We start from the raw sequence: 21,235 nt of genomic DNA, 5'->3' as shown, positions 1-21,235 counted from the left end.
CGCCGGCCCCCACCCGCACCGCGTTGATCATGAGGTTGACGGCACCCAGGGAGATCAAGACCGCCGCCAACCTCATGATCATCGACGGCAGACAACCCTGGATGCAGCCGGTTGGCGAGCTGGACTCGAGGCCGGGGCCCGGTGGGTCAGTGGTTGGGGGGGATTACGCGGAGGTGGCCGCGGCGGCCCTGTTGGGGGGTGTGGGGGGCGGGGTGGTCGTCGTCCGCCGGGGGGCGCGGCGGTGCGGGGCGGGCGGCCTCGCGGACGGCTTCGGCCAGGGCGACCAGGTCGTCGGTGGTGGGCGGCGGCGGCTCGAACTCGCCCTCGTGGCGCACCACGTCCCAGCCGCGCGGGGCGGTCAGGCTGCGGGCGTGCGGCTCGCACAGGTCGTACGTGTGCGGTTCGGCGAACGCGGCCAGGGGGCCCACCACGGCTGTGGACTCGTTGTAGACATAGGTCAATGTGGCGACCGCTTGCCGGGGGCAGCCGTTACGGGAGCAGCGCCGTGGTGACCTCACGGCGGCAGGGTATCCCCATTACCGGGTGCGGCGCACCGCTTCGCGTTGCGACACGCCCGTCATGGTGATCACATTCGTCCGATCGGCGGCTCGGCACGCCGGGCCGGCGGCACGACGGCGGGCGGCCCGGACGCGGGGGATACCCTGTGCGTCATGACGAGCCCGGAAAACCGCCGCCCCGGCTCCGGCCGGCGCACCCACCGCGACCGCCACGGGCGGGGGCTGCGGGGGCGGCTGGTGCCGGCCACCGTGCCGCTGGCCCGGACCAAGGCGGAGGTCTTCGACGACCTGGTGCTGGACACGGTGGAGACGCTCGAACGCCGGTTCGCCAAGGAGTTGGCCGGGGTCGAGTTCGCCGTCGAGGACGTCCCGCCGGACTTGAACGTCTACGACTCGGACGTGCTGGAGGACGGCGAGGTGCCGCTTGCCCGGCTGCTGCCGGGGCGCCCGGGCCGGCAGGAGGTGCCGCCGCGGATCGTGCTCTACCGGCGGCCGCTGGAGTTCCGTGCCATGGATCGCGAGGACCTCGCGGATCTGGTGCACGACGTGATCATCGAGCAGGTGGCGAACCTGCTCGGGGTCGATCCCGACGAACTGGCCTGAGCCGCCGTCGGACGACCGCCGCGTCCCGGCCGGCCCCCGCCGGCCGGGTCGCCGGCCCCGGACCCCGGGTGGCCCCCACCACCTCCCGGTCCGGTACGCGCGTCAGGCGGCGACCCGCCGCTTGAGCTTGCGCCGCTCCCGCTCGGAGAGCCCACCCCAGATCCCGAACCGCTCGTCGTGGCCGAGCGCGTATTCGAGACACTCCGTCTTCACTTCACACCGCGAGCAGATGCGCTTCGCCTCGCGGGTCGAGCCGCCCTTCTCGGGAAAGAACGCCTCCGGGTCGGTCTGCGAGCAGAGCGCCCGCTCCTGCCACTCCGGCGCGTTTCCGAGCAGGTCGGCCACCTCGAGCTGGCCGTCCATCCATTGCCTCCTTGTCGCGCACCGGCGTCATCGCCGCTGCAACCCCCCACGCGAAAGGCGTGCTTGTTCGTCCGGTCACAATTTGTTGCGTTCCGCGCGAACAACCCCATTCAAATTACACGCGTGTAATGCGTGCGCCGTCAAGCCGAACTTGATAATGGAGTCGCCCTCCCGACACGTTCCGGACGACCGTCGCAGCCGCCCGACCCTCGCAACCTGCCCTATCGATTCAGACCCCGGACGAGTAACGCCCTCCCCGGCGAGTTGCCCGAAGTTTTCTGCCGTGGCGCACCGGTGTGGACACCGCCGGCGGCCCCCGGTGGAGGCTCCGGCGGGCCACCCCCGAGCGGCCGTGTTGACACCGTCCAAGATCAGCATTGGTGGGGCCCCAGGTTAACCCGGCCCGAGCGGTACCGCCCCTCGAGGCGGCAGACGCCGACCGCGCCCCGCCCAACATGTGGACGAGGCGCGACGGTGCTGGACTGTGCGGTCAGCCCGCTCCCGGCGGTGAGCTGGCCGGCCAGACGAATTCGGCGATCGCCCCGCCGGTGACGGAAATCGCTCCGGCGGGGGTTCGATCGTCCCACCAGACGGTATAGAGGCCCGCGGGCAGGTCCGGGTAGACGGCACTGTGGAAGACCCCGTCGCGGACGTGCCGCTCGCGTACGGCGGAGTGGGTGCGGGGCCCGTCCCGGTCGGCGCGGCTGATCTCGATCTCCCGGCCGTGCAGGTCCCGTCCGGTATGGATGATCAGCGCGCCGCAGTCGCCACCGAGGTCGAGCACGACACTGCCGCTCTCCGAGGGGCCGAGGGTGTGCTGGTGGTGCACGTGGCCTCCCCGCTCAGGACTTCGCCGCCGGCGGGTTGCCGAACCCGTCGTACGGAGTGCCGAGGAACGGGAAGTCGCCGAGGAAGGGCGCCGTCACGTCGGCGGCGCTCAGCCCCGGGGTGACCGTGGCCGCCGCCGCGTCCGGCTTGAACGTCCTGTCCACCAGCGGCACGGTGACCCCCGCGATCGCCCGCAGCGCGATGCTCACCACGTCGTCGCCGACCCGCCGGCCGTTCGGGAAGCCCGCCAGGTCACCGCCGAGCACCCCGAAGGGGTCCGGCTTCCGGCTGGGCCGGATCGCCGTGTTCAGCCGCAGCATGTCGGCCTGCACGTCGCCGGTCGTGTTGGCGAAGCCGTCGATCAGTCCGGCCGGCACCCCGGTGAGCAGGATCGCCACCAGGTCGGCCCTCGGCTTCTTCGACTTGTTCAACGCGTCCAGGCTGGGGAACACGCCCGGGTAGAGCGCCGGCAGCAGCGCGGCCAGCTCGGGATGCTCGACGAACTGGGCGAAGCGTTTGTCCTCGGCGGGCGGCAGGGTGTTCCACAGGTCCTTCTTGGACATGGGTACGACGACCTCGTTGAACAGCGGATTGCCCAGCCGGGAGACCTGGGTGAAGGGGCCGGCGGCGGTGTCCGCGGCCACTCGGTCGCCGAGCACCCGGACCTGCTGGCGGGACGCGGTCGTCCAGACGCCGATGGTCGAGGCGCGGTCGGCGTAGCCGTACCGGCCGGCCCGGCGGCGGACCTTGCCGAGCGGCACCTGCACGGCGAGGCTGTGCACGTTCAGCCGATCCAGCGCGTTGACCGGCTCGCCCTCGGTCTTGAACAGCTTCTTGCCGGCCACGTGCAACTGCTGGAAGGGGCGCAGCGTGCCGAGGTCGAAGACGGCGCCCAGGTCGACGAAGAAACCGTCGGCCCGCTGGCCGGCGAAGACCTTCTCCCCGGTCGACAGCCGGAACGTCGCCTGCCGCACCAGGTCGGCGTACTTGGGGGTGGACAGCGGTCCCACGTTGCACGGCGGGCAGGGCAGCTTGTGGGCCAGCACGTGCTCCCGGCCGTCGGCCACCCGGGTCAGCCGGTAGAACTGCCGCCGATTCCAGTTCTTGCTGTCCAGCGACTCGATCGGGCCGGTGTTGTAAAGAAAACTGTTCGGATTGGTGATCTCGGTGGTGAATTCGAAGCGATAGGTGACGTCGGGATAACCGTCTCCATCGTTGTCAACGTGAATCTCGTACCGGACGTCGTCGCCGAACTCGAAGAAGTTGGGGCCGCCGGAGGGGAGCTGCACCGGCACGTAGTTGGCGATCAACGTGACCGTGTCGGGCTGGCTCGGGTTGACGAACGCGTACAGGTCGGAGCTGTCGGCGACCGGATCCTTGGCGATCTCCGGGGCCTCGCGGTGAGAGGACATGGCGGACCACACCTTCGTCGGGGGGAGCGGAAGTCGGGACCGGCGCCGAGAGCCCGCGCCGGAAGGGGTCGCGCCGGTGCGGCGCGCGGAGGGTCAGCGCCTCCCGGCGGCGCGGACCAGGCGCTCGGCCAGGCCGCGGTCGCGTACCTGGATCCGGGTCGTGCCGACGAAGACGTCCAGCGCGCCGGAGGCCGCGTCGCGGAGGTGGACCACGATCGGCTCGTCGCGCCGGCCCGCGGAGGGGGCGTTCTGCGCGGCGGACAGGCCCGGCACGGTGAGTGCGGCGGCGCCCAGGGTGGCGCTGGCGGCGGCGGTCAACGTCTGCCGGCGGGTCAGTCGCGGCCAGGGCCGCCGCTTCGGCTCATCAGTGGTCATGGGCAACCTTTCCGGGCCGGCGCCGCAGCGCCCACGGTGGACCGGGGCCCGGACTCCGCCGGGTGCCCCGGGCTGGGGCGCCGGCGGCGGTCCTCGCCGCGACCGCCGCCGGCATCCACTGGTACGGCCGTCGGCGGGTAAAGGTTCGACGCTAGGCGCCGGCGTGACCGTACGCGGTCGTGCGCTTGCGGACCGGTCGGCTCGCCGCCGCCGCGATCCCCCGGAGCTGCTCCTCGGTCCGGGCCGAGCCGTTGCCGGAGCCGGCCATCCGGGAGATGGTCTCCTCCATCAGGGTGCCGCCCAGGTCGTTGCAGCCACCCTGGAGCATCGCCACCGTGCCGGCGTCACCGAGCTTCACCCAGGAGCACTGGATGTTGGGGATCCGGCCGTGCAGCAGCAGCCGCGCCATCGCGTGCACGACCCGGTTCTCGCGCCAGGTCGGGCCGGGCCGGGCGATGCCGGCCAGGTAGATCGGCGCGTTGGTGTGCACGAAGGGCAGCGCCACGAACTCGGTGAACCCGCCCGTGCGGTCCTGCACGCCGGCCAGCACCCGGAAGTGGGCCAGCCACTGGCCCGGGTGGTCGACGTGGCCGTACATCATCGTGGAGCTGGACCGGATGCCCAGCTCGTGGGCCGCGCTGACCACCTCGACCCAGGCGGCGGCCGGCAGCTTGCCCTTGGTGAGCACCCAGCGCACGTCGTCGTCGAGGATCTCCGCGGCGGTGCCCGGAATGGTGTCCAGGCCGGCCTCCCGGAGCTGGAGCAACCACTCCTTCACCGGCACGCCCGCCTTCGCCGCGGCCGTGACGATCTCCATCGGGGAGAAGGCGTGGACGTGCATCCCCGGCACCCGGGCCTTGATCGCCCGGACGATGTCGGCGTAGCCGGTGACCGGCAGCTTCGGGTCGATGCCGCCCTGGAGGCAGACCTCGGTGGCGCCGGCTGCCCACGCCTCCTCGGCCCGGTCGGCGACCTGCCCGAGGGAGAGCCGGAACGCGTCGGCGTCGCTCTCGCGCTGCGCGAAGGCGCAGAACCGGCAGCCCACGTAGCAGACGTTGGTGAAGTTGATGTTGCGGTTGACCACGTACGTGACGTCGTCGCCGACCGCGTCCCGGCGGACGTCGTCGGCGATCCGGCACAGCTCGTCCAGGGCCGGGCCGTCCGCGCCGAACAGCGCCAGCGCCTTCGCCTCGTGCCCCGGTTCGAGCAGCGCGGCCGGATCGTCGGCCGCCAGTCGCAGACCGGCGCGCAGATCGGGGTCGCTCACCACGGCGGTCGGTACGGTGACCTTCGCGGCCACCTCGGACCAGTCGCCGTAGACGTCGTCGAAGTCGCCCCGCCGGTCCCCGGTCCGCCCGGTGGTGTCGATGGTGACGTGCAGGTCGGTCCGCCCGCCGAACACCTCCTCCGGCTCCTGCCACGGCCGGCCCACCGGGCGGGCCGCCTCGACGGCGAGCCCGGTCTCCGGGTCGGCCAGGGCCGTGACGTGCGGCAGCAGGCGCGGGTCCAGCCACGGGTCGCCGGCCCGGACGTACTCCGGGTAGACGGTCAGCCGCTCGCGCAGGGTGAAGCCGGTCTGCCCGGTACGCCGGGCCAGCTCGTCCAGGTGCGGCCAGGGCCGCTCCGGGTTGACGTGGTCCGGGGTGACCGGCGAGACGCCGCCCCAGTCGTCGATGCCGGCGCGCAGCAGCAGGTCGTACTCGCCCTCGATGAGGTTCGGCGGGGCCTGGACGCGCGCCTTCGGGCCGAGCAGCACCCGGGCCACCGCCACGGTGGCGGCCAGGTCGTGCAGCTCCGCGTCCGGCATGCCGCGCATCGCGGTGTCCGGCTTGGCGCGGAAGTTCTGCACGATCACCTCCTGGAGGTGGCCGTACTCCCGGTGCGCCCGGCGGATCGCGAAGAGGGCGTCGACCCGCTCGGCCAGGGTCTCCCCGATGCCGATCAGCAGGCCGGTGGTGAACGGCACGCCGACCCGGCCGGCGTCGTCGAGCACCCGCAGCCGCACCGCGGGCTCCTTGTCCGGCGAGCCGTAGTGCGGGCCGCCCGGCTCGGACCAGAGCCGGGTCGCGGTGGTCTCCAGCATCATGCCCATGCTCGGCGCGACCGGCTTGAGCCGTTGCAGCTCCGACCAGGACAGCACGCCCGGGTTGAGGTGCGGCAGCAGGCCGGTCTCCTCCAGCACCGCCACGGCACAGGCGCGCAGGTAGTCGAGGGTGGAGTCGTAGCCCCGCTCGTCCAGCCACCGCCGGGCGGCCGGCCAGCGCTGCTCGGGGCGGTCGCCGAGGGTGAACAGCGCCTCCTTGCAGCCCTGCGCGGCGCCCTCCCGGGCGATGGCGAGCACCTCGTCCTTCTCCAGGTACGCGGCGGGCAGCCGGTGCGGCACCGTGGCGAAGGTGCAGTAGTGGCAGCGGTCCCGGCAGAGCCGGGTCAGCGGGATGAACACCTTCTTGGAGAAGGTGACGACCCCCGGGCGGCCGGCCTCCCGAAGCCCGGCGTCGCGGATCTCGCCGGCGATCCGGAGCAGCTCGTCCAACGCCGTGCCGCGCGCGGTGAGCAGCGCGCTCGCCTCGGCCACGTCCAGCGCCCGGCCGGTGGCGGCCCGGCCCAGGGCCCGCCGGACGCTCGCCTCGGTCGGGGCGGGATCGCTGCGATCAACCATCCGCCCAGCCTATGCGCTGCCCGGCGCCGGGCCGCCCGCCCCCGGTCAAGGAGGCGGGCGGCGCCCGGAGGTTCAGCGCGGGTGGTTCGGGTCCTCCCGGTCGAAGCGCTGCGTGCGATCGCCGTCCGGCGGGGCAGGCTGGCCGGGGTCGACCGGCTGGCGCGGGATGGCCTGGGTCGGGTCGGCCGACGGCGGCTGGCCGAACGGCGGCGCCGGGTGCGGCGCACCGCCGTACGGGGGCGCGGACTGCGGGCCACCGAACGGCGGGCTCGACTGTGGGGCGCCGAACGGCGGGCTCGACTGCGGGGCGTGCGGCGGGGCGGTGTTGAACGGCGGCGCGGACTGCGGGCCGTACGGGCCGGGCTGCGGGTAGCCGCCCGGCTGCTGCGGCACGCCGGCCTGCGGGTAGCCGCCCGGGGCGGGATAACCGCCGGGCTGAGCGGGGCCGGGCTGCTGCGGCCAGCCGGGCTGCGCCTGGCCGTAGACACCGGGCTGCGGCTTGGGCTTCGGGACGTAGTAGAGGGTGCGCCAGATCTTGAACACCACGAACGCGGCGACCCCGAAGACGGCCAGCCAGGCCACCCGCGTGAGCAGGCCGAGGAAGGCGTCCAGCACCTCGCCGTCGGCGAGCCGGCCGACCAGCCAGATCAGGAGGGTCAGCGCGCCGAACGCGGCGCCGACGGCGTACTCGACCAGCGCCACCTGGGTGATCAGCTTCGCCTTCGGCAGCACCGGGCGGACGTGGCTGGCGAGCAGCACGGCCAGCACCGGCAGGACGGTGGACTCCAGGCCCACGAAGGAGAAGAAGCTGCTCCCGGCCCGGCCGCTGAACGTGCTGTAGTCGTCGACGGGGACCAGCAGCCGCAGCAGGCCGACGAAGAGGAGCACGGCGTTCGCGCCGAGCAGGACGAGCGCGGCCAGTTCGCGCAACGGCTTGGTCAACTGGCTGGCCTGCGTGGTGTCGCCGGACGCGGGCTCGGCGGGGCTGGTCACGGACTCCCCCTGGGGACGAAAACGGACAGTTGCCGACGTGAGCGTAGTCTGCTTCCTACTGGTTGCTCATTGTCGAGCGGTTCGGATGTTTCGCTCTCCGCTCTGCTACTGCAGCGCTGGAGTCCTGGACCGGCAGTCTGGTCCGGTGGCGATCGGTCCTGTTCCGCAGGATCTGCTTCACCGCATGGTGCGGGGTGTGCAGGGCGATGTCGGGGTCGCCGGCTCGCTGCAGAATGTTGATCGCGGCGTTCACGTCGGCCTGCAACACCACCCTGCACCAGGTGCAGTGAAACCGATCCCCGCTACGGCGACCAAAGCCGGCGCAGCGGTGACAGGTTTGCGAGGTGTAGGCGGCGTTGACATGCACGAGCGCAGAACCTCTGCGCTCCGACACGTTGGTGAGGGCCTCGGCGGTGACTCCCTTGGTCCAGCCAGCGAGGCGTCGGATGACGTTCTTGCCAAGCGATTTGCGCCCAGCGAAGCTCTTGGTGAGGTCCTCAGCGACCACGGCAGCCGCCTTGTCCACGACCCGATGCACAGCGGCGAAGACCTCGTTACGCACCCTCGCTCGGTGCCGCGCGGCCTGGCGATCCCGCTTGATCGTCCCGAGATTGTTGACCGTGATCCGACGGGCTTTCGCATAATTCCCGCGCAGGGCGGCGGTATTTGCGATCGAGCGCAGCTTCGCCCGCCGCCGGTTACGTTCCTTTACCCGGTCCGACTCCGTTGTCAGCAACTTACCCAGGCCGCAACCGTGGCGGTCGCCGTCGGAGTCTGTGAGGGCTTCGGTGTAGCCCTTGTCCACGCCGATGGTCCGGTCGCCGCACGGACGCCGCGACGAGTGCATCTGGGCCGCGTCGATCTGGTAGTGCACCTCGACTCGACCACCCCGAAGGATCAGCCGCAGGGTGCCCGACGGGGCCACGGTCGTGGACAACGGGATCCTGACCAGTTGGCGGCGTCGCAGACTGGGAACCGCCAGCCACAACCGGCCTCGCCTGTCGACGACAGCGTTGTATGCGTCGGCGCGCACCACAATCTGATCGTGCGTGCGGTTGCGGCCCCGCTTCCAGTGCTTGCGCATCTGGCGAGACAGGAATGGGTCACCAGCCCACCGGTCCGCCTTCAACGCGTACAGCATCCGCTTGCGCTCCACCGGATCCTGGCTGCGCCGATGGATTGCCCGCCGGACCTCGACCTTCGCCGCTGCCAGGTTCGCTGCGATGTCGGCCATCGCGTCGCGGACGGTTTCCTTCCAGGCGTTCGCCAGCACACCGAACTGTATGTGTGTGCCGTCGGCCAACCACTGGTCCCGCACTTGCCGGTCCGTCAGCCCGGACCCGACCCCGAAGATCGAACCGTACCGCTGCCACACCTCGCTACGCGCCCGGCCCAACCGACGCGCCTGCTCCCGCAACGCCGCGTACTTGCCCGCGTTCAGGCCGGTCGAGTAAGCGATGCGGGTGACCTTCATCGGCGACGAGCCCCGGTCAAGTCCGCCCGGTCGAATTCCTCCTGGAAGGGCCGGAGCCCGTCCAACCTCCACGAGAAGGCAAGCTCACCGATTCGGTAGACGCCACACACAACAAGCAACCATAGACAGGTGTAGGGAGAATTGCACCGCCCCCCCACTCCACCGCCATCCTGGCAGGCAACTGGTAAGCGCCATGGGTGCTAGACCACCCGTCGGGCATGTCCGAAACCACATCGTCAAGCATTTGGTGGGACTCGTCACAGTCACAGTTCCCCGGCCACCGGACGATCGACGGCGGCGCGTGCGGAAGGATGGACGCCATGCGCATCGTGGTTCTGACCGGCGGCATCGGGGGCGCCCGGTTCCTGCTCGGCGTCCGGGCGTACGCCCGGGAGGTGGGAGCCGAGGTGACCGCCGTGGTCAACGTCGGCGACGATCTGCTGCTGCACGGGCTGAAGGTCTGCCCCGACCTGGACAGCGTGATGTACACGCTGGGCGGCGGCGCCGACCCGGAGCGGGGCTGGGGCCGGGTGGGCGAGACCTGGACGGTCAAGTCCGAACTGGCCGCGTACGGCGCCGAGCCGGCCTGGTTCGGGCTGGGCGACAAGGACCTCGCCACCCACCTGGTACGCACCACCATGCTCAACGCCGGCTATCCGCTGTCCCAGGTCACCGACGCGCTGGCCACCCGCTGGCAGCCGGGCGTACGCCTGCTGCCGGCTACGGACGACCGGCTGGAGACGCACGTCGTGGTCGATCTGGAGGGCGGCCAGCGGGCGATCCACTTCCAGGAGTGGTGGGTACGCCACCGGGCGGATCTCCCGACGCACCGGTTCGTCTTCGTCGGCGCGGAGACGGCCAAGCCGGCGGCCGGGGTGCTGGAGGCGATCCGCGCCGCGGACGTGGTGCTGGTCGCGCCGAGCAACCCGGTGGTGAGCATCGCCCCGATCCTGGCCGTGCCGGGCCTGCGCGACGCTGTCGCCGACGGGCCGGCCCCGGTGATCGGGGTGTCCCCGATCATCGGCGGCGCCCCGGTCCGCGGCATGGCCGACCGCTGCCTGTCCGTGCTCGGCGTCGAGTGCAGCGCGGCCGGGGTGGGCGGCCTCTACGGCGCCCGGTCGACCGGCGGCCTGCTCGACGCCTGGCTGGTCGCGCCCGAGGACGAGGGCACCGAAGTGCCGGACGTGACCGTGCGTCCGGCGCCGCTGCGGATGACCGACGAGGCGGCGACGGTGGCGATGGTCCGGGCCGCGTTGGAGCTGATGTGAGGCTGGAGATCCTGCCGGTGCTGGGCATCGGCGACGTGACCGAGGGCGACGACCTGGCGGCGATGATCGCCACCGCCGCGCCCTGGCTGCGCGACGGCGACGTGCTGGTGGTGACCAGCAAGATCGTGTCCAAGGCGGAGGGCCGGCTGGTCGACGTGCCGGCCGACGGGCCCGAGCGGCTCGCCGCCCGGGACGAGGTGCTGGCCGGGGAGACCGCCCGGGTGGTGGCCACCCGCGGGGCGACCCGGATCGTGCAGACCCACCACGGGTTCGTGATGGCCTCCGCCGGCATCGACGCGTCCAACGTGGACAAGACCCGGCTGGTGCTGCTGCCCGAGGATCCGGACGGCTCCGCCCGCGCGCTCCGCGCCACGCTGCGCGAACGGTACGACCTCGACGTCGCGGTCATCGTCAGCGACACCATGGGCCGGCCGTGGCGCAACGGGCTCACCGACGTGGCGCTCGGGGTGGCCGGCATGCCGGCGATCCGCGACCACCGGGGCGAGATCGACCCCTACGGCAACGAGCTCCAGCTCACCGAGATGGCCGTGGTGGACGAGCTCGCCGGTGCCGGCGAGCTGATCAAGGGCAAGTGCGACCAGGTGCCGGTCGCGGTGATCCGCGGCTACCTGGGCGAGACCCGGGACGACGACGAGGGTGCCCGGACGCTGGTCCGGGACGCCGCACTGGACCTCTTCTCCCTGGGCACCGCCGAGGCGCGCGCCGCCGGCCTGCGGGAGGCGGCCACCCTGGCGGACGGCCCGGGTCCGACCCCGGCCGACCCGGCCGCCGTCGACCGGGCCATCGCCGCCGTCGCCCAGGTGGTCGCGCCCGGCACCGTCTTCACCCACGTCACCGACGAGGAGGTACGCGCCGGACTGGTCGCCACCGTGCCCGGCTGGCCGGCGCAGGCCACCGGCCTGGTCCTCGGCGCGCCACCGGCCCCGCTCGACCCGGCGGACCTGGTCCGGTTCGGCGCCGACCTGCAACGGCTGCGCATCGCGCTGGCTGCCGAGGGCGTCTCGTCGGCCCTGCTCCCCCCGCCGCCCGGCAGCACCGCCAGCGCCAGCCTCGCCCTCTGACCTCTGGCGGTGGGCCGGCCGGAGGTCAGGCGTCGAGGACGGCGCGGCCGAGGGTGGTCAGGGTGTGCAGGACGGTGTTGCGGTCGCGGTGGCTGACCAGCAGCCCGGCGTTGCGCAGCACGGTGGTGTGCTGGCTGGCCGCGGCGGCGGAGATGCGCAGCCGGCGGGCCACCTCGCCGGTGGTGCAGCCCTCGTCGGCGGCCTCCAGCACGGCCGCCCGGGTCCGGCCGAGCAGGGCGGCCAGCGCCTCCCGCTGCGCGGCGTCGGCGTCCCCACGGGCGCCGCTGCCCGGCTCCAGCATGAGGCCGCCGAGCCGGTCGACGGGATAGACCAGCACCGGCGGCAGGCTGGGGTCGAGGAGCGCGACCGGGGTGCGCGCGCAGAAGAACGAGGGGACCAGCAGCAGCCCCCGGCCGTCGAGGTGCAGTTCCCGGCTGTCCGGGTAGTCGAGGACCTCCAGCACCCCGTCGGCCCAGCGCATGCTCGGCCGGAGGCTGGCCAGCAGCCCTTCCGCGCCGCCGTCGAGCATGGCCCGGGCGCGGCGGGCCCGGTCCGCCTCCACGGCGGCCTGGATCCGCGACCAGTACGGGGTGACCGCCAGCGACTGGTACCGGACCATCGAGTCGGTCAGGTGGCGCAGCACCTCGGGCTCCCCGCGGGCCAGCGCGGTCGCCGACGAGGGCAGCAGGTTCTCCTCGCCGAGCAGGGTCAGGTCCCGGCGGAGCAGGTCGACCGGCGTGCCCCGGACCGCCTCCAGCCCGGCCTCCAGGCCGTCCTTGCTGGCGTACGGGGTGAGGAAGTCGGGGAAGTAGCCGCGGGGCGGGTTGAGCGCCAGCAGCAGGCGGTAGCGTTCGGCGGCGCTGTCCGTCCGCAGCCCGTCGGCCACGGTGCGTCGCCACTCGGTCAACAGCGGGTCACGCCCGCGGCCCTGGAGCAGGTGCAGGCTGAGGACCAGTTCCCAGACGGGATCCGCGGCAGGGGCCACCCTGGTCCGCAGGATGTCCTCGCGGGAGAAAATGACCTTCAGCATGGAGCTCTCCCGGGCGGACAGAGGGAGTGCCCGCCACCTTGAGCACTGTACCCGCCGGCACTTATCTCCATCTTTAAGCGTGGAATGAAAAACCTCGACGGTGCCCGACCGGGTTGGGCACACTTCCCTTGCCCGCCGATGCCGGAGCACGGCGGCCGACGACCAGCTCGTCGGTCAGCGGGCACACCGGTCGGCCGGGCGGCACCACGAGGGTCTGCGGCTGTTCTCCGTGGAGGTGTCGTCCGGCGACCGCTCATCCGAGCCAGAGCGCCACCCGGTGGTCCTCGTCGGTGACGTAGTAGCAGCGCCCGTCGAGCTCGGCCAGCCCCTCCACGTGGTGGAACGGCGCCAGCTCGGCCACCAGCTTCCCCGCCACCCGGGCGTCCGGGCCGACGTCGTGCCGGAACCGGACGTGCCGCGACGTCACCGCGCCGCCGTGCGGATGGTCGTCCAGCAGCACCGAGCCCTTGCCGACCGCGTCGATCGAGCCGATCACCGCCGCGTAGCCACCGTCCGGCGTCGGCGTGACGGCCCGGAAGCCGGTCAGCGCGCCCGCCGGGGTCACCCCGGTCAGGGCGTACGCCCCGACGGCCCGCGGCCAGCCCGGCGGCTCGCCGAACATGTCCGCCACCCCGGCCAGCTCGACCAGGATCGGCTCGCCCTCGGCGGTCACCGGGAAGCGCAGCCCGAGCAGCACCGTCCCGGCCGGGGTGAAGGCCGCCGCCTCGACGTTGAGCGGCAGGTCGTCCTCGGCCAGCCGGCTCACCCAACTCTTGCCCCGGGCGGTGCCCCGGGCCAGGGTCTCCACGATGAACCGCTGCCGGACCCGGTCCCCCGGCGGCAGCGGCGCCAGCGGCGCGGCGGCGAGCGCGTCGTTGATCGCCCGGTGCAGCCGGAACCGGTTGCGCACCACGTGCAGCGGCAGCGTCCCGCGCGCGGCGTCGTCCTCCCGGAACCGGGCCACGAACGCCCGGCGGGGGCGCAGCGGGCCGGCCTTGGAGCCGAAGTGCGAGCCGAAGACGTACACCCAGCCGTCGTGGTGGGCGAGCGCCTCGCCGTCCTCGGTGCGGCCGTTCTCCGGGCCGGCGTCGGCGGCCACGTGGTGCGCCACCCACTCGCCGTCCGCCTGCTCCAGCAGCAGGGCGAGGCACTGTTCCACCGGGCCCTCGTCGAGGACGGTCCAGAACCCGCGCCGGGCGCCGTGGGCGCGCAGCAGGGCCGGGGAGCGTACCGGCAGCAGGTCGCTGGCCTCGTTGCCGGCCACGACGAACTCCACGAGTCGCAGGGTCACCCGGCCAGGGTACGGACGCGCCCGTAGAGTGGCGGGGTGCCGGACACCGAGACGTACGCCGACCTGCACGCCGACGCCACCGCGGTGCTGAGCCGCTGGACGGCGACCAGCGCGGCGGCCGCCGCGAACCGCGACCGCACCCTGGCGCTGCTGGCCGCCGGGCCGGTGGCGATGAGCCGGGCGCACCGGCCCGGGCACGTCACCGCGAGCGCGCTGGTGCTCGACCCGACCGGCGCCCGGGTGCTGCTCTGCCTGCACGGCAAGTTCCGCAAGTGGGTGCAGCTCGGCGGGCACTGCGAGCCCGGCGACCGGACCCTGGCGGCCGCCGCGCTGCGCGAGGCCACCGAGGAGTCCGGCATCGCCGGCCTGGTGGTCGACCCGGTGCCGATCGACGTGGACGTCCACCCGGTGGCCTGCCAGGGCGGCTCCCTGCACTACGACGTCCGGTTCGCCGTGCTCGCCCCGGCCGGGGCGACCGAGCGGGTCAGCGCCGAGTCCGAGGCGCTGGGCTGGTTCCCGCCGGACCGGCTGCCCGCGCCGCTGGCCGACGGGACCGTCCAGCTGGTGGCGCCGGCGCTGGCCCGGCTTGCCGCCCGTTGACCCGGGACCCGGTCAGACCAGCCCCTCCTCGCCGCGCTCCTTGAGCTCGTCGACCACCTTCTTCACGTCCTGCGCCCGGTCGCGCGGGCAGACCAGCAGGGCGTCCGGGGTGTCCACCACGATCAGGTCGTGGACCCCGATCGCGGCCACCAGCCGGCCGGACTGCGGCACCACCACCACGCCGGTGCTGTCCCGCAGCAGCACACCCGGCTTGGCGTCGCCGCCCAGCACCACGTTGCCGGCGGCGTCGGCGGGGAGCACCTCGCCGAGAGTGTGGAAGTCGCCGACGTCGTTCCACCCGAAGTCGCCCGGGACGGTCGCCACCCGGCCGGCGGTCGCCGCGCCCTCCATCACCGCGTAGTCGACGGAGATCTTCGGCAGGGTCGGCCAGACCGTGCCGAGGACGTCGTCCTGCTCGGGGGTGCCCCAGGCTGCCGCGATCGCGGCGATCCCCGCGTGCAGGGCCGGCTGCTGCCGGGCGAGCTCGGCCAGGAAGACGTCCACCCGCCAGACGAACATGCTGGCGTTCCAGAGGTGCCGGCCGGAGCGCACGTAGCCCTCCGCCACGTCGGCGGCCGGCTTCTCCTTGAACTCGATCACGGGGCGCAGCGGGCCGTCACCCACCGGCTCACCCGTCTCCAGGTAGCCGTAGCCGGTCTCGGGCCGGGTCGGGGTAATGCCCACGGTCATCAGCGAACCCTGCTCGGCGCCGCGGATCGCCTGCCGGACCACCTCGGCCCAGCGCGCCGGGTCACCGATCAGGTGGTCGGCGGCGAAGGAGCCCATCACCGCCTCCGGCTCGCGTTCGGCGATCACCGCCGCGGCCAGCGCGATCGCCGCGCAGGAGTCCCGCGGCGAGGGCTCGACCAGGATGTTCTCCTCCGGCACGCCCGCCAGTTGCCGGGCCACCGCCGCGACGTGCGCGGCCCCGGTGACCACCAGCGTGCGTTCGGGCGCGGTCAACGGCGACAGTCGGTCCACCGTGGCCTGGAGCAGCGAGGCCGGGGTGCCGGTCAGCGGGTGGAGGAACTTGGGGTGGCCGGCACGGGACAGCGGCCACAACCTCGTGCCACTGCCACCCGCCGGGATGACGGCGTAGAACATCAGCACATCATGCCCGAACCGTCCCACTACGGGCCGGGGGTCGGACGTACCCGCAGGTGACACTCAGGCACGCGCCCGGCTCCACGCAGCGATGTGCACCTCCGCGCTGGACTCCCAGGTGAACTCCTTGGCCCGGTCGAAACCGGCCTTGGCCAGGGAGAGCCGACGCTGCTCGTCGTCGAGCAGCGCGGTCAGGTCGGTGGCGATCTGTTCCGGGTCCTCGCTGGTGTACGCCACGGCGTCGCCGCCCACCTCGGGCAGGGAGAGCCGCGGGGTGGTGAGCACCGGGGCCGCGCACGCCATCGCCTCCAGGATGGGCAGGCCGAAGCCCTCGCCGTAGGACGGGTAGGCGGCGACCAGCGCGCCACCGAGGAAGCCGGGCAGGTCGGCGTAGCGCAGGTAGCCCGGGCGGAGCAGCCGCAGGTGCGACGGCACCTCGGCCACCGCGCGGTCGATGTCGTCGTCGTGCCCCTGACCGCCGGCGATGACCAGCGCGGGCGGGTTCTCCCGGTCGGCCACCGCGCGGGCCCAGCCGCGGATCAGATTGGGTACGTTCTTGCGCGGCTCCTTGGCCCCGAGGAACGCGACGTAGCTGCTGCTGCCGAGCCCCAGGCGGGCGCGGACCCGCGCCTTCTCCTCCTCGCTCGGGGCGTGGAAGGCGGCCTGGTCGACCCCGTGATAGGCCACGTCGATCCGAGTCGGATCGGCGTCTAGCAGGCGGATCAGCTCGTCCCGGGTGGCCTTGCTCGGCACGATCACCCGGTTGGCGCGGCGCAGCGAGGTCTTGATCGCGCTGCGGAAGAAGGTGCGGCGCGACTTGTCGTAGTGCTCCGGCTCGGTGAAGAAGGTCGCGTCGTGCACGGTGACCGTGACCGGGCAACCGGCCCGCAGCGGGCAGGTGTAGAAGGGCGAGTGCAGCACCTCGGCGCCCACCTGCTGGGCCAGCAGCGGCAGGCCGGTCTGCTCCCAGGCGAGCCGGGCGGGGCGGTGCGCGACGGCCGCCGGGGCGGGGATCACCTCGGCGCCGGGCAGCATCCGGGTGTAGCGCTCCAGGTCGGTGCGGAGGCTCACCACGGCCAGGTCGACGCCGGAGCCGCAGACCCGGCCGAGGGCACCGAGCAGGCCGTCGACGTATCTACCGACGCCGCCGCGATCGGCGGGGACACTCGTGGCGTCGATGAGCACGCGGGGCGGGCGACCGGCGGTCACGGGGCGACTCCTCAGGCTGGCGCGTCTGTGGGGAACAACACTGTCGGCAAGCCTACGCCGGGCCGGGTGCCCGACGCTGACTGCGACCCGACGGTACGCCGACTTGTCGTTGTCATCGAGTACGCGTCCCGGGCGCGTATCGTTCGCGCCGATGGCCGACAACATTGCCCGGGTGTTCGCCGACGCGATCGCGACCGACCCCGCCCGCCCGCTGCTGACCTGGTACGACGACGCCACCGGCGAGCGCACCGAACTTTCCGGCGCGACGCTGGCGAACTGGGTGGCCAAGACGGCCAACCTGCTGGTCGACGAGGTCGCCCTCGCCCCCGGCGACAGGGCCGCCGTGCTGCTGCCGCCGCACTGGCAGACCGCCGCCGTGCTGCTCGGCTGCTGGTCGGCGAAGCTGACCGTGGCCGAGACCCCGGGCGACGTGGACGTGCTCTTCGCCGCCGGCGGCGGGGTCGACGAGGCGGGCGCCTGGTCGGCGGGCGAGCGCTACGCGCTGGCCCTCGACCCGTTCGCGATGCCGATGCGGGAGGTGCCGGCCGGCTTCGCCGACTTCGTGTCGGCGGTACGCGGCCACGGTGACCACTTCAGCCCGTACCCGGGGGGTGGCGCCGGGGACGAAGCGCTGCTGGCCCGCGCGGAGGCCCGGGCCACGGAGCTCTGCCTCACTCCCGGCGACCGGCTGCTGATCGACGTGACCCGGCACCCCGACCCGGTCGACTGGCTGCTGGCCCCGCTCACGGCCGGCGCCACCCTGGTCGCCTGCGCCAACCTGGACCCGACCCGCCTCGACGCCCGCACGGCAACGGAAAAGGTCACCCGCGCCCTGACCTGAGCCGAGCCCCGCCCCTCCCCCTCGCGATCTTGCAGTTGCGGCCCCCGGTCCGGGGGATTCACCCCTGTCGTCGGGGCCGAGAGTGCAAGATCACCGAGGCGGGGAGGGCAGGGGGAGGGTCAGGCGCGGGTGGGGTGGTCGGACTCGGCGCGGCGCTGGGCGAAGGCGGCGAAGGCGGTCAGCGACTCCGGGTTGGCCAGGGCGCCCCTGGCCGCGGCGTTGTCCACCGGGGTGCCGGTGAGGATCTTCTTGACCGGCACCTCCAGCTTCTTGGCGGAGAGGGTTCGCGGGACGGCCCGGACCTGGTGGATCTCGTCGGGGACGTGCCGCGGCGACAGCGCGGTACGCAGCTCCCGGCAGATCTTTTTCCGCAGCTCGTCGTCCAGCTCCAGGCCCTCGGCCAGCACCACGAAGAGCAGCAGCTCGCCGGCCCCGCCCTCGTCGTCCTCGAGGTGCACCACGACGGAGTCGACCACCTCGTCCAGCCCCTCGACCACCGAGTAGAACTCGGCCGTGCCGAGCCGGACGCCGCCCCGGTTGAGGGTGGCGTCGGAGCGGCCGGTGATCACGCAGCCGCCGCGATCGTTGACGGTGATCCAGTCTCCGTGCCGCCAGACCCCGGGGTAGAGCTCGAAGTACGCCTCCCGGTAGCGGGAGCCGTCGGCGTCGTTCCAGAAGCCGACCGGCATGCTCGGCATCGGCTCGGTGATCACCAACTCGCCGAGCTGGCCGATCACCGGCGTGCCGTCGGCCGAGCGGGCCTCCACCTTCGCGCCGAGCGCCCGGCAGGTGATCTCGCCGGCGTGCACCGGCAGCAGCGGCACGCCGCCGACGAAGCCGGTGCAGACGTCCGTGCCGCCGGAGAGCGACTGGAGCTGGAGGCGGTCGCCGACGTTCTCGTAGACCCAGGTGAAGCCCTCGGCGGGGAGCGGGGCGCCGGTCGAGCCGACCCCGCGCAGCGCGGACAGGTCGGCGATCTCCTTCGGGACCAACCCGGCCTTGCGGCAGGCCAGCAGGAACGGCGCCGAGGTGCCGAAGTAGGTGGTGCCGGTCTCCGCCGCCAGCCGCCAGAGCGCGCCCAGGTCGGGATGGCCCGGGTTGCCGTCGAAGAGCACGATCGCCGCGCCCACCGCCGGCCCGGAGACCAGGAAGTTCCACATCATCCAGCCGGTGGTGGTGAACCAGAAGAACCGGTCGGCCGGGCCCAGGTCGTGGTGCAGGGCCAGCATCTTCAGGTGCTCCAGCAGGATGCCGCCGTGGCCGTGCACGATCGGCTTGGGCAGCCCCGTGGTGCCGGAGGAGTAGAGCACGTAGAGCGGGTGGTCGACGGGCACCGGCGTGAAGGACAGCGCCTCGTCGGTCTCCGCCGCCAACTCCGCCCAGGAGAGCGCGCCCTCCGGCGGCGCCCCGGCCGGATCGAGGTAGGCGATGCCGACGGTGTGCCGCAGGGACGGCAGGGCGGCCCGGATGGCGGCCACCTCGGCGCGCCGGTCGACCGGCTTGTCGCCGTAGCGGTAGCCGTCGACCGCCACGAGCACCGTGGGCTCGATCTGCTGCCAGCGGTCGGTGACGCTGCGGGTGCCGAACTCGGGCGCGCAGGAGGAGAAGATCGCGCCGAGGCTGGCGGTGGCGAGCAGCAGGACGTAGGTCTCCGGGATGTTCGGCGCGTACGCCGCCACCCGGTCGCCCTGCCCCACACCGAGCCGGCGCAGGCCGGCCGCCACCCGGCGGACCCGGTCGCGCAACTGCGCGGCGGTCAGCGTCTCCGGTGCGCGGGTCTGCCCGTGCGCGATCACCACCGGGTCGTCGTCGCCCCGGCCGGGCATCCGCAGCACGTTCTCGGCGTAGTTGAGCGTGGCGCCGGGAAACCAGCGGGTGCCCGGCATGGTCCGGTCGGTGAGCGTGGCGGTCGGCGGGGTGTGCGCGACCACCTCGAAGTAGTCCCAGATCGACTGCCAGAAGCCGGCCAGGTCGGTCACCGACCACTGCCACAGCGCGTCGTAGTCGGCGAACTCCAGCCCCCGGTGCTCGGTCAGCCAGCGCAGGTAGTCGCCGATCCGGGACCGCTCACGCACGTCGGCCGGCGGCGTCCACAGCACGTCACCCACTGTTCCACCCTCCCTGAGGCCCCCTCACGACACTGTGCATGGGCCGTGGCGCCATCTTGCCCTACCTCGCCAGGCCATTCTCCGCACCGGGTGCCGGTGACGGGGCGTGGCCGGCCCACACGCCCGGGCCACAGGGTGTGTGGGCCAACCGCCGTCAGCCGGCCCGGTGGGCCTGGATCGCCCGGCGGCGGGCCAGCCGGTGGGCCCGGCGGATCTCCGCCTCCCGGTAGCGCCGCTCGTCCTCCGGGGTCTCCGGCAGCACCGGCCGGATCGATCGCGGCGCGCCGCCCACGTCCACCCCCACGAAGACCAGGTACGCCGTGGCGACCCGGACGGGCTCGTCCTCGGCCGAGTCCCAGCGCTCGGCGACCACCTTCACCCCGATCTCCATCGAGGTGTTGCCGGTCCAGTTGACCTGGGCGTGCGCGTGCACCAGGTCGCCCACCCGGACCGGCTCGGAGAAGACGATCTCGTCGATCGAGGCGGTGACCGCGGTGCCCCCGCTGTGCCGGGCCGCCGCCGCCCCGGCGACGTCGTCGACGAACTTCATCAGTACCCCACCGTGCACGGTCCCGTACAGATTGACATCGACAGCGGTCATAATGCGACTCAGCGTGACCCGCGAGTACGAGGTCGGCTTGCCCTGCGGGGCGGAGGGGTGATCTGTCATGCCGGAAACGGTACGGTGCGCGGATGCGACATCTCTGGAGCTTCCTCGCCGGGTTGGTGGTGGCGCCCGTCACCTGGGTGCTCGTCACGCTCGGTCAGGACGGATCTGGGCGCACCGTGCACCGATGGGTGGAGATCGGTACGTACAGCACGCCCAACCTGATCGAGCCGGCCGTCTACCTGGGCGTCGCCGGCATCCTGCTCGGCCTGCTCGGCACGCTGCGCTTCTCACCACTCGGTCCGGCCGTGGCCGGGCTGCTGCTCGTGGTCCCCTACCTCGGGCTGTTCGTCGCGCCCTTCACCGTCCGGAACCGGATCCCCGAGGACTGGAAGATGCTCGGGGACCCGTTGCCGCTGCGCCAGCCATTGGAGAACGGCACGCTGTTCCTGGTCGGCGTGCTGCTGCTGATGGCCGTGTTCAGCGGCCAGCGCTGGCGGCAGCGGGCGGTCGGGCCGCCGGCCGAGGCGGAGCTGACCTCGGCCGACAAGCCGGTCGAGCACAACCCCTCGCTCGGCGACTGGCCACCGGCCGACCCGAAGAAGGACGGCGATCCGGCCCCGCTCACGCTGGCCTATCCCGACAACCCCACCGAACCCCTGCCCCGCCGCACCGGCGGCGAGTCGCCGTGGTCCGCGCCCCCGCGCGCGACCACCCGGCCGGAGGGCACCACCGAGATCCGTTGACGACCGCGGGCGGGCCGGTCACCCGGCCCGGGCCCGCGCCAGCAGGTTGCGGGAGAGGCAGCCGAGGACCCGGTCCCCGGAGGCGGTCACCGCGATCAACGCCTCGCGGTGCAGGGCCGCGGCG

General features: G+C 73.2%; 20 protein-coding genes. 6 read left to right on the top strand and 14 right to left on the bottom strand.

Annotated features, from left to right (window positions below):
• Positions 1–146 precede the first annotated feature (146 nt).
• Positions 147–518 (bottom strand): DUF3499 domain-containing protein, encoded by a 372-nt coding sequence (locus tag AB0F68_RS14665; RefSeq protein ID WP_357337132.1) that lies wholly within the window; start codon positions 516–518, stop codon positions 147–149.
• Between the two features lie 153 nt (positions 519–671).
• Here AB0F68_RS14665 and AB0F68_RS14660 point away from each other — a divergent pair, with 153 nt between their 5' ends.
• Entirely contained in the window at positions 672–1,121 is a 450-nt protein-coding gene (locus AB0F68_RS14660; RefSeq protein WP_091260118.1) for a metallopeptidase family protein, read from the top strand.
• Positions 1,122–1,223: 102 nt separating this feature from the next.
• On the opposite strand, the gene AB0F68_RS14655 is transcribed toward AB0F68_RS14660, so the two are convergent.
• From AB0F68_RS14655 to AB0F68_RS14625, 7 genes are all read right to left on the bottom strand, one after another.
• Entirely contained in the window at positions 1,224–1,484 is a 261-nt protein-coding gene (locus AB0F68_RS14655; RefSeq protein WP_013284161.1) for a WhiB family transcriptional regulator, read from the bottom strand.
• Positions 1,485–1,974: 490 nt separating this feature from the next.
• On the bottom strand, positions 1,975–2,313 hold the full coding sequence (locus tag AB0F68_RS14650; RefSeq protein ID WP_357337111.1) for a phospholipase: 339 nt from the start codon (positions 2,311–2,313) through the stop codon (positions 1,975–1,977).
• Between the two features lie 13 nt (positions 2,314–2,326).
• Positions 2,327–3,724: a DUF4331 domain-containing protein gene (locus AB0F68_RS14645; protein ID WP_357337108.1), complete on the bottom strand. Its 1,398-nt coding sequence runs from the start codon at positions 3,722–3,724 to the stop codon at positions 2,327–2,329.
• Between the two features lie 93 nt (positions 3,725–3,817).
• Positions 3,818–4,099, bottom strand: coding sequence for a hypothetical protein (locus AB0F68_RS14640; protein WP_357337098.1), 282 nt, complete (start codon positions 4,097–4,099; stop codon positions 3,818–3,820).
• A 151-nt stretch (positions 4,100–4,250) separates the two neighbouring features.
• On the bottom strand, positions 4,251–6,758 hold the full coding sequence (locus tag AB0F68_RS14635) for a bifunctional FO biosynthesis protein CofGH (protein WP_357337093.1): 2,508 nt from the start codon (positions 6,756–6,758) through the stop codon (positions 4,251–4,253).
• A gap of 72 nt (positions 6,759–6,830) precedes the next feature.
• Positions 6,831–7,751, bottom strand: a complete 921-nt coding sequence (locus AB0F68_RS14630; protein WP_357337082.1) for a hypothetical protein — start codon at positions 7,749–7,751, stop codon at positions 6,831–6,833.
• 55 nt (positions 7,752–7,806) lie between these two features.
• Positions 7,807–9,225, bottom strand: coding sequence for a transposase (locus AB0F68_RS14625; protein WP_357337080.1), 1,419 nt, complete (start codon positions 9,223–9,225; stop codon positions 7,807–7,809).
• Between the two features lie 320 nt (positions 9,226–9,545).
• Between AB0F68_RS14625 and cofD the strand changes: the two genes are divergently transcribed.
• Both cofD and AB0F68_RS14615 read left to right on the top strand, forming a co-directional pair.
• Entirely contained in the window at positions 9,546–10,493 is a 948-nt protein-coding gene (gene cofD, locus AB0F68_RS14620) for a 2-phospho-L-lactate transferase (protein WP_357337078.1), read from the top strand.
• Entirely contained in the window at positions 10,490–11,575 is a 1,086-nt protein-coding gene (locus AB0F68_RS14615) for a coenzyme F420-0:L-glutamate ligase (RefSeq protein WP_357337076.1), read from the top strand. Before cofD ends, AB0F68_RS14615 begins: the two co-directional genes overlap by 4 nt.
• Positions 11,576–11,600: 25 nt before the next feature.
• On the opposite strand, the gene AB0F68_RS14610 is transcribed toward AB0F68_RS14615, so the two are convergent.
• Together AB0F68_RS14610 and AB0F68_RS14605 are read right to left on the bottom strand one after the other, a co-directional pair.
• Positions 11,601–12,605: a winged helix-turn-helix domain-containing protein gene (locus AB0F68_RS14610; protein WP_357337072.1), complete on the bottom strand. Its 1,005-nt coding sequence runs from the start codon at positions 12,603–12,605 to the stop codon at positions 11,601–11,603.
• 253 nt (positions 12,606–12,858) lie between these two features.
• The gene (locus tag AB0F68_RS14605; RefSeq protein ID WP_357337070.1) at positions 12,859–13,896 is read right to left on the bottom strand and encodes a hypothetical protein; all 1,038 of its coding nucleotides are present in this window, start codon (positions 13,894–13,896) and stop codon (positions 12,859–12,861) included.
• A gap of 36 nt (positions 13,897–13,932) precedes the next feature.
• On the opposite strand from AB0F68_RS14605, the gene AB0F68_RS14600 reads away from it, so the two are divergent.
• Positions 13,933–14,496, top strand: coding sequence for an NUDIX hydrolase (locus tag AB0F68_RS14600; protein ID WP_357337068.1), 564 nt, complete (start codon positions 13,933–13,935; stop codon positions 14,494–14,496).
• 12 nt (positions 14,497–14,508) lie between these two features.
• Here the strand turns inward: AB0F68_RS14600 and AB0F68_RS14595 are convergent, their stop codons facing one another.
• Together AB0F68_RS14595 and AB0F68_RS14590 are read right to left on the bottom strand one after the other, a co-directional pair.
• Positions 14,509–15,600, bottom strand: a complete 1,092-nt coding sequence (locus AB0F68_RS14595) for a sugar phosphate nucleotidyltransferase (protein ID WP_357337038.1) — start codon at positions 15,598–15,600, stop codon at positions 14,509–14,511.
• A 63-nt stretch (positions 15,601–15,663) separates the two neighbouring features.
• Positions 15,664–16,809 (bottom strand): glycosyltransferase family 1 protein, encoded by a 1,146-nt coding sequence (locus AB0F68_RS14590; RefSeq protein WP_357337033.1) that lies wholly within the window; start codon positions 16,807–16,809, stop codon positions 15,664–15,666.
• Between the two features lie 151 nt (positions 16,810–16,960).
• On the opposite strand from AB0F68_RS14590, the gene AB0F68_RS14585 reads away from it, so the two are divergent.
• Positions 16,961–17,650 carry a TIGR03089 family protein gene (locus AB0F68_RS14585; protein WP_357337028.1) on the top strand — a complete coding sequence of 230 codons (690 nt, stop codon included), beginning with the start codon at positions 16,961–16,963 and terminating at the stop codon, positions 17,648–17,650.
• A gap of 119 nt (positions 17,651–17,769) precedes the next feature.
• On the opposite strand, the gene AB0F68_RS14580 is transcribed toward AB0F68_RS14585, so the two are convergent.
• Together AB0F68_RS14580 and AB0F68_RS14575 are read right to left on the bottom strand one after the other, a co-directional pair.
• Complete coding sequence (locus AB0F68_RS14580; RefSeq protein WP_357337025.1) at positions 17,770–19,758, bottom strand: acetoacetate--CoA ligase; 1,989 nt, start codon at positions 19,756–19,758, stop codon at positions 17,770–17,772.
• Positions 19,759–19,912: 154 nt separating this feature from the next.
• Entirely contained in the window at positions 19,913–20,428 is a 516-nt protein-coding gene (locus AB0F68_RS14575; RefSeq protein ID WP_357337020.1) for an acyl-CoA thioesterase, read from the bottom strand.
• A gap of 23 nt (positions 20,429–20,451) precedes the next feature.
• Between AB0F68_RS14575 and AB0F68_RS14570 the strand changes: the two genes are divergently transcribed.
• Positions 20,452–21,111, top strand: a complete 660-nt coding sequence (locus AB0F68_RS14570) for a hypothetical protein (RefSeq protein ID WP_357337018.1) — start codon at positions 20,452–20,454, stop codon at positions 21,109–21,111.
• The last annotated feature ends 124 nt before the right edge of the window (positions 21,112–21,235 follow it).

The organism is Micromonospora sp. NPDC023966 (genome assembly GCF_040639095.1).
Classification (GTDB): Bacteria; Actinomycetota; Actinomycetes; order Mycobacteriales; family Micromonosporaceae; genus Micromonospora.
Note: the sequence above shows the minus strand (reverse complement) of the source record. Positions and strands in the feature narration are given on the sequence as shown.

Excerpts from the sequence above, each read along its gene's own strand:
- AB0F68_RS14660 (WP_091260118.1), top strand. The coding sequence starts at position 672 with ATGACGAGCCCGGAAAACCGCCGCCCCGGCTCCGGCCGGCGCACCCAC.
- AB0F68_RS14655 (WP_013284161.1), bottom strand. The coding sequence starts at position 1,484 with ATGGACGGCCAGCTCGAGGTGGCCGACCTGCTCGGAAACGCGCCGGAG.
- AB0F68_RS14645 (WP_357337108.1), bottom strand. The coding sequence starts at position 3,724 with ATGTCCTCTCACCGCGAGGCCCCGGAGATCGCCAAGGATCCGGTCGCC.
- AB0F68_RS14640 (WP_357337098.1), bottom strand. The coding sequence starts at position 4,099 with ATGACCACTGATGAGCCGAAGCGGCGGCCCTGGCCGCGACTGACCCGC.
- AB0F68_RS14635 (WP_357337093.1), bottom strand. The coding sequence starts at position 6,758 with ATGGTTGATCGCAGCGATCCCGCCCCGACCGAGGCGAGCGTCCGGCGG.
- AB0F68_RS14625 (WP_357337080.1), bottom strand. The coding sequence starts at position 9,225 with ATGAAGGTCACCCGCATCGCTTACTCGACCGGCCTGAACGCGGGCAAG.
- cofD (WP_357337078.1), top strand. The coding sequence starts at position 9,546 with ATGCGCATCGTGGTTCTGACCGGCGGCATCGGGGGCGCCCGGTTCCTG.
- AB0F68_RS14610 (WP_357337072.1), bottom strand. The coding sequence starts at position 12,605 with ATGCTGAAGGTCATTTTCTCCCGCGAGGACATCCTGCGGACCAGGGTG.
- AB0F68_RS14595 (WP_357337038.1), bottom strand. The coding sequence starts at position 15,600 with ATGTTCTACGCCGTCATCCCGGCGGGTGGCAGTGGCACGAGGTTGTGG.
- AB0F68_RS14585 (WP_357337028.1), top strand. The coding sequence starts at position 16,961 with ATGGCCGACAACATTGCCCGGGTGTTCGCCGACGCGATCGCGACCGAC.
- AB0F68_RS14575 (WP_357337020.1), bottom strand. The coding sequence starts at position 20,428 with ATGACAGATCACCCCTCCGCCCCGCAGGGCAAGCCGACCTCGTACTCG.
- AB0F68_RS14570 (WP_357337018.1), top strand. The coding sequence starts at position 20,452 with ATGCGACATCTCTGGAGCTTCCTCGCCGGGTTGGTGGTGGCGCCCGTC.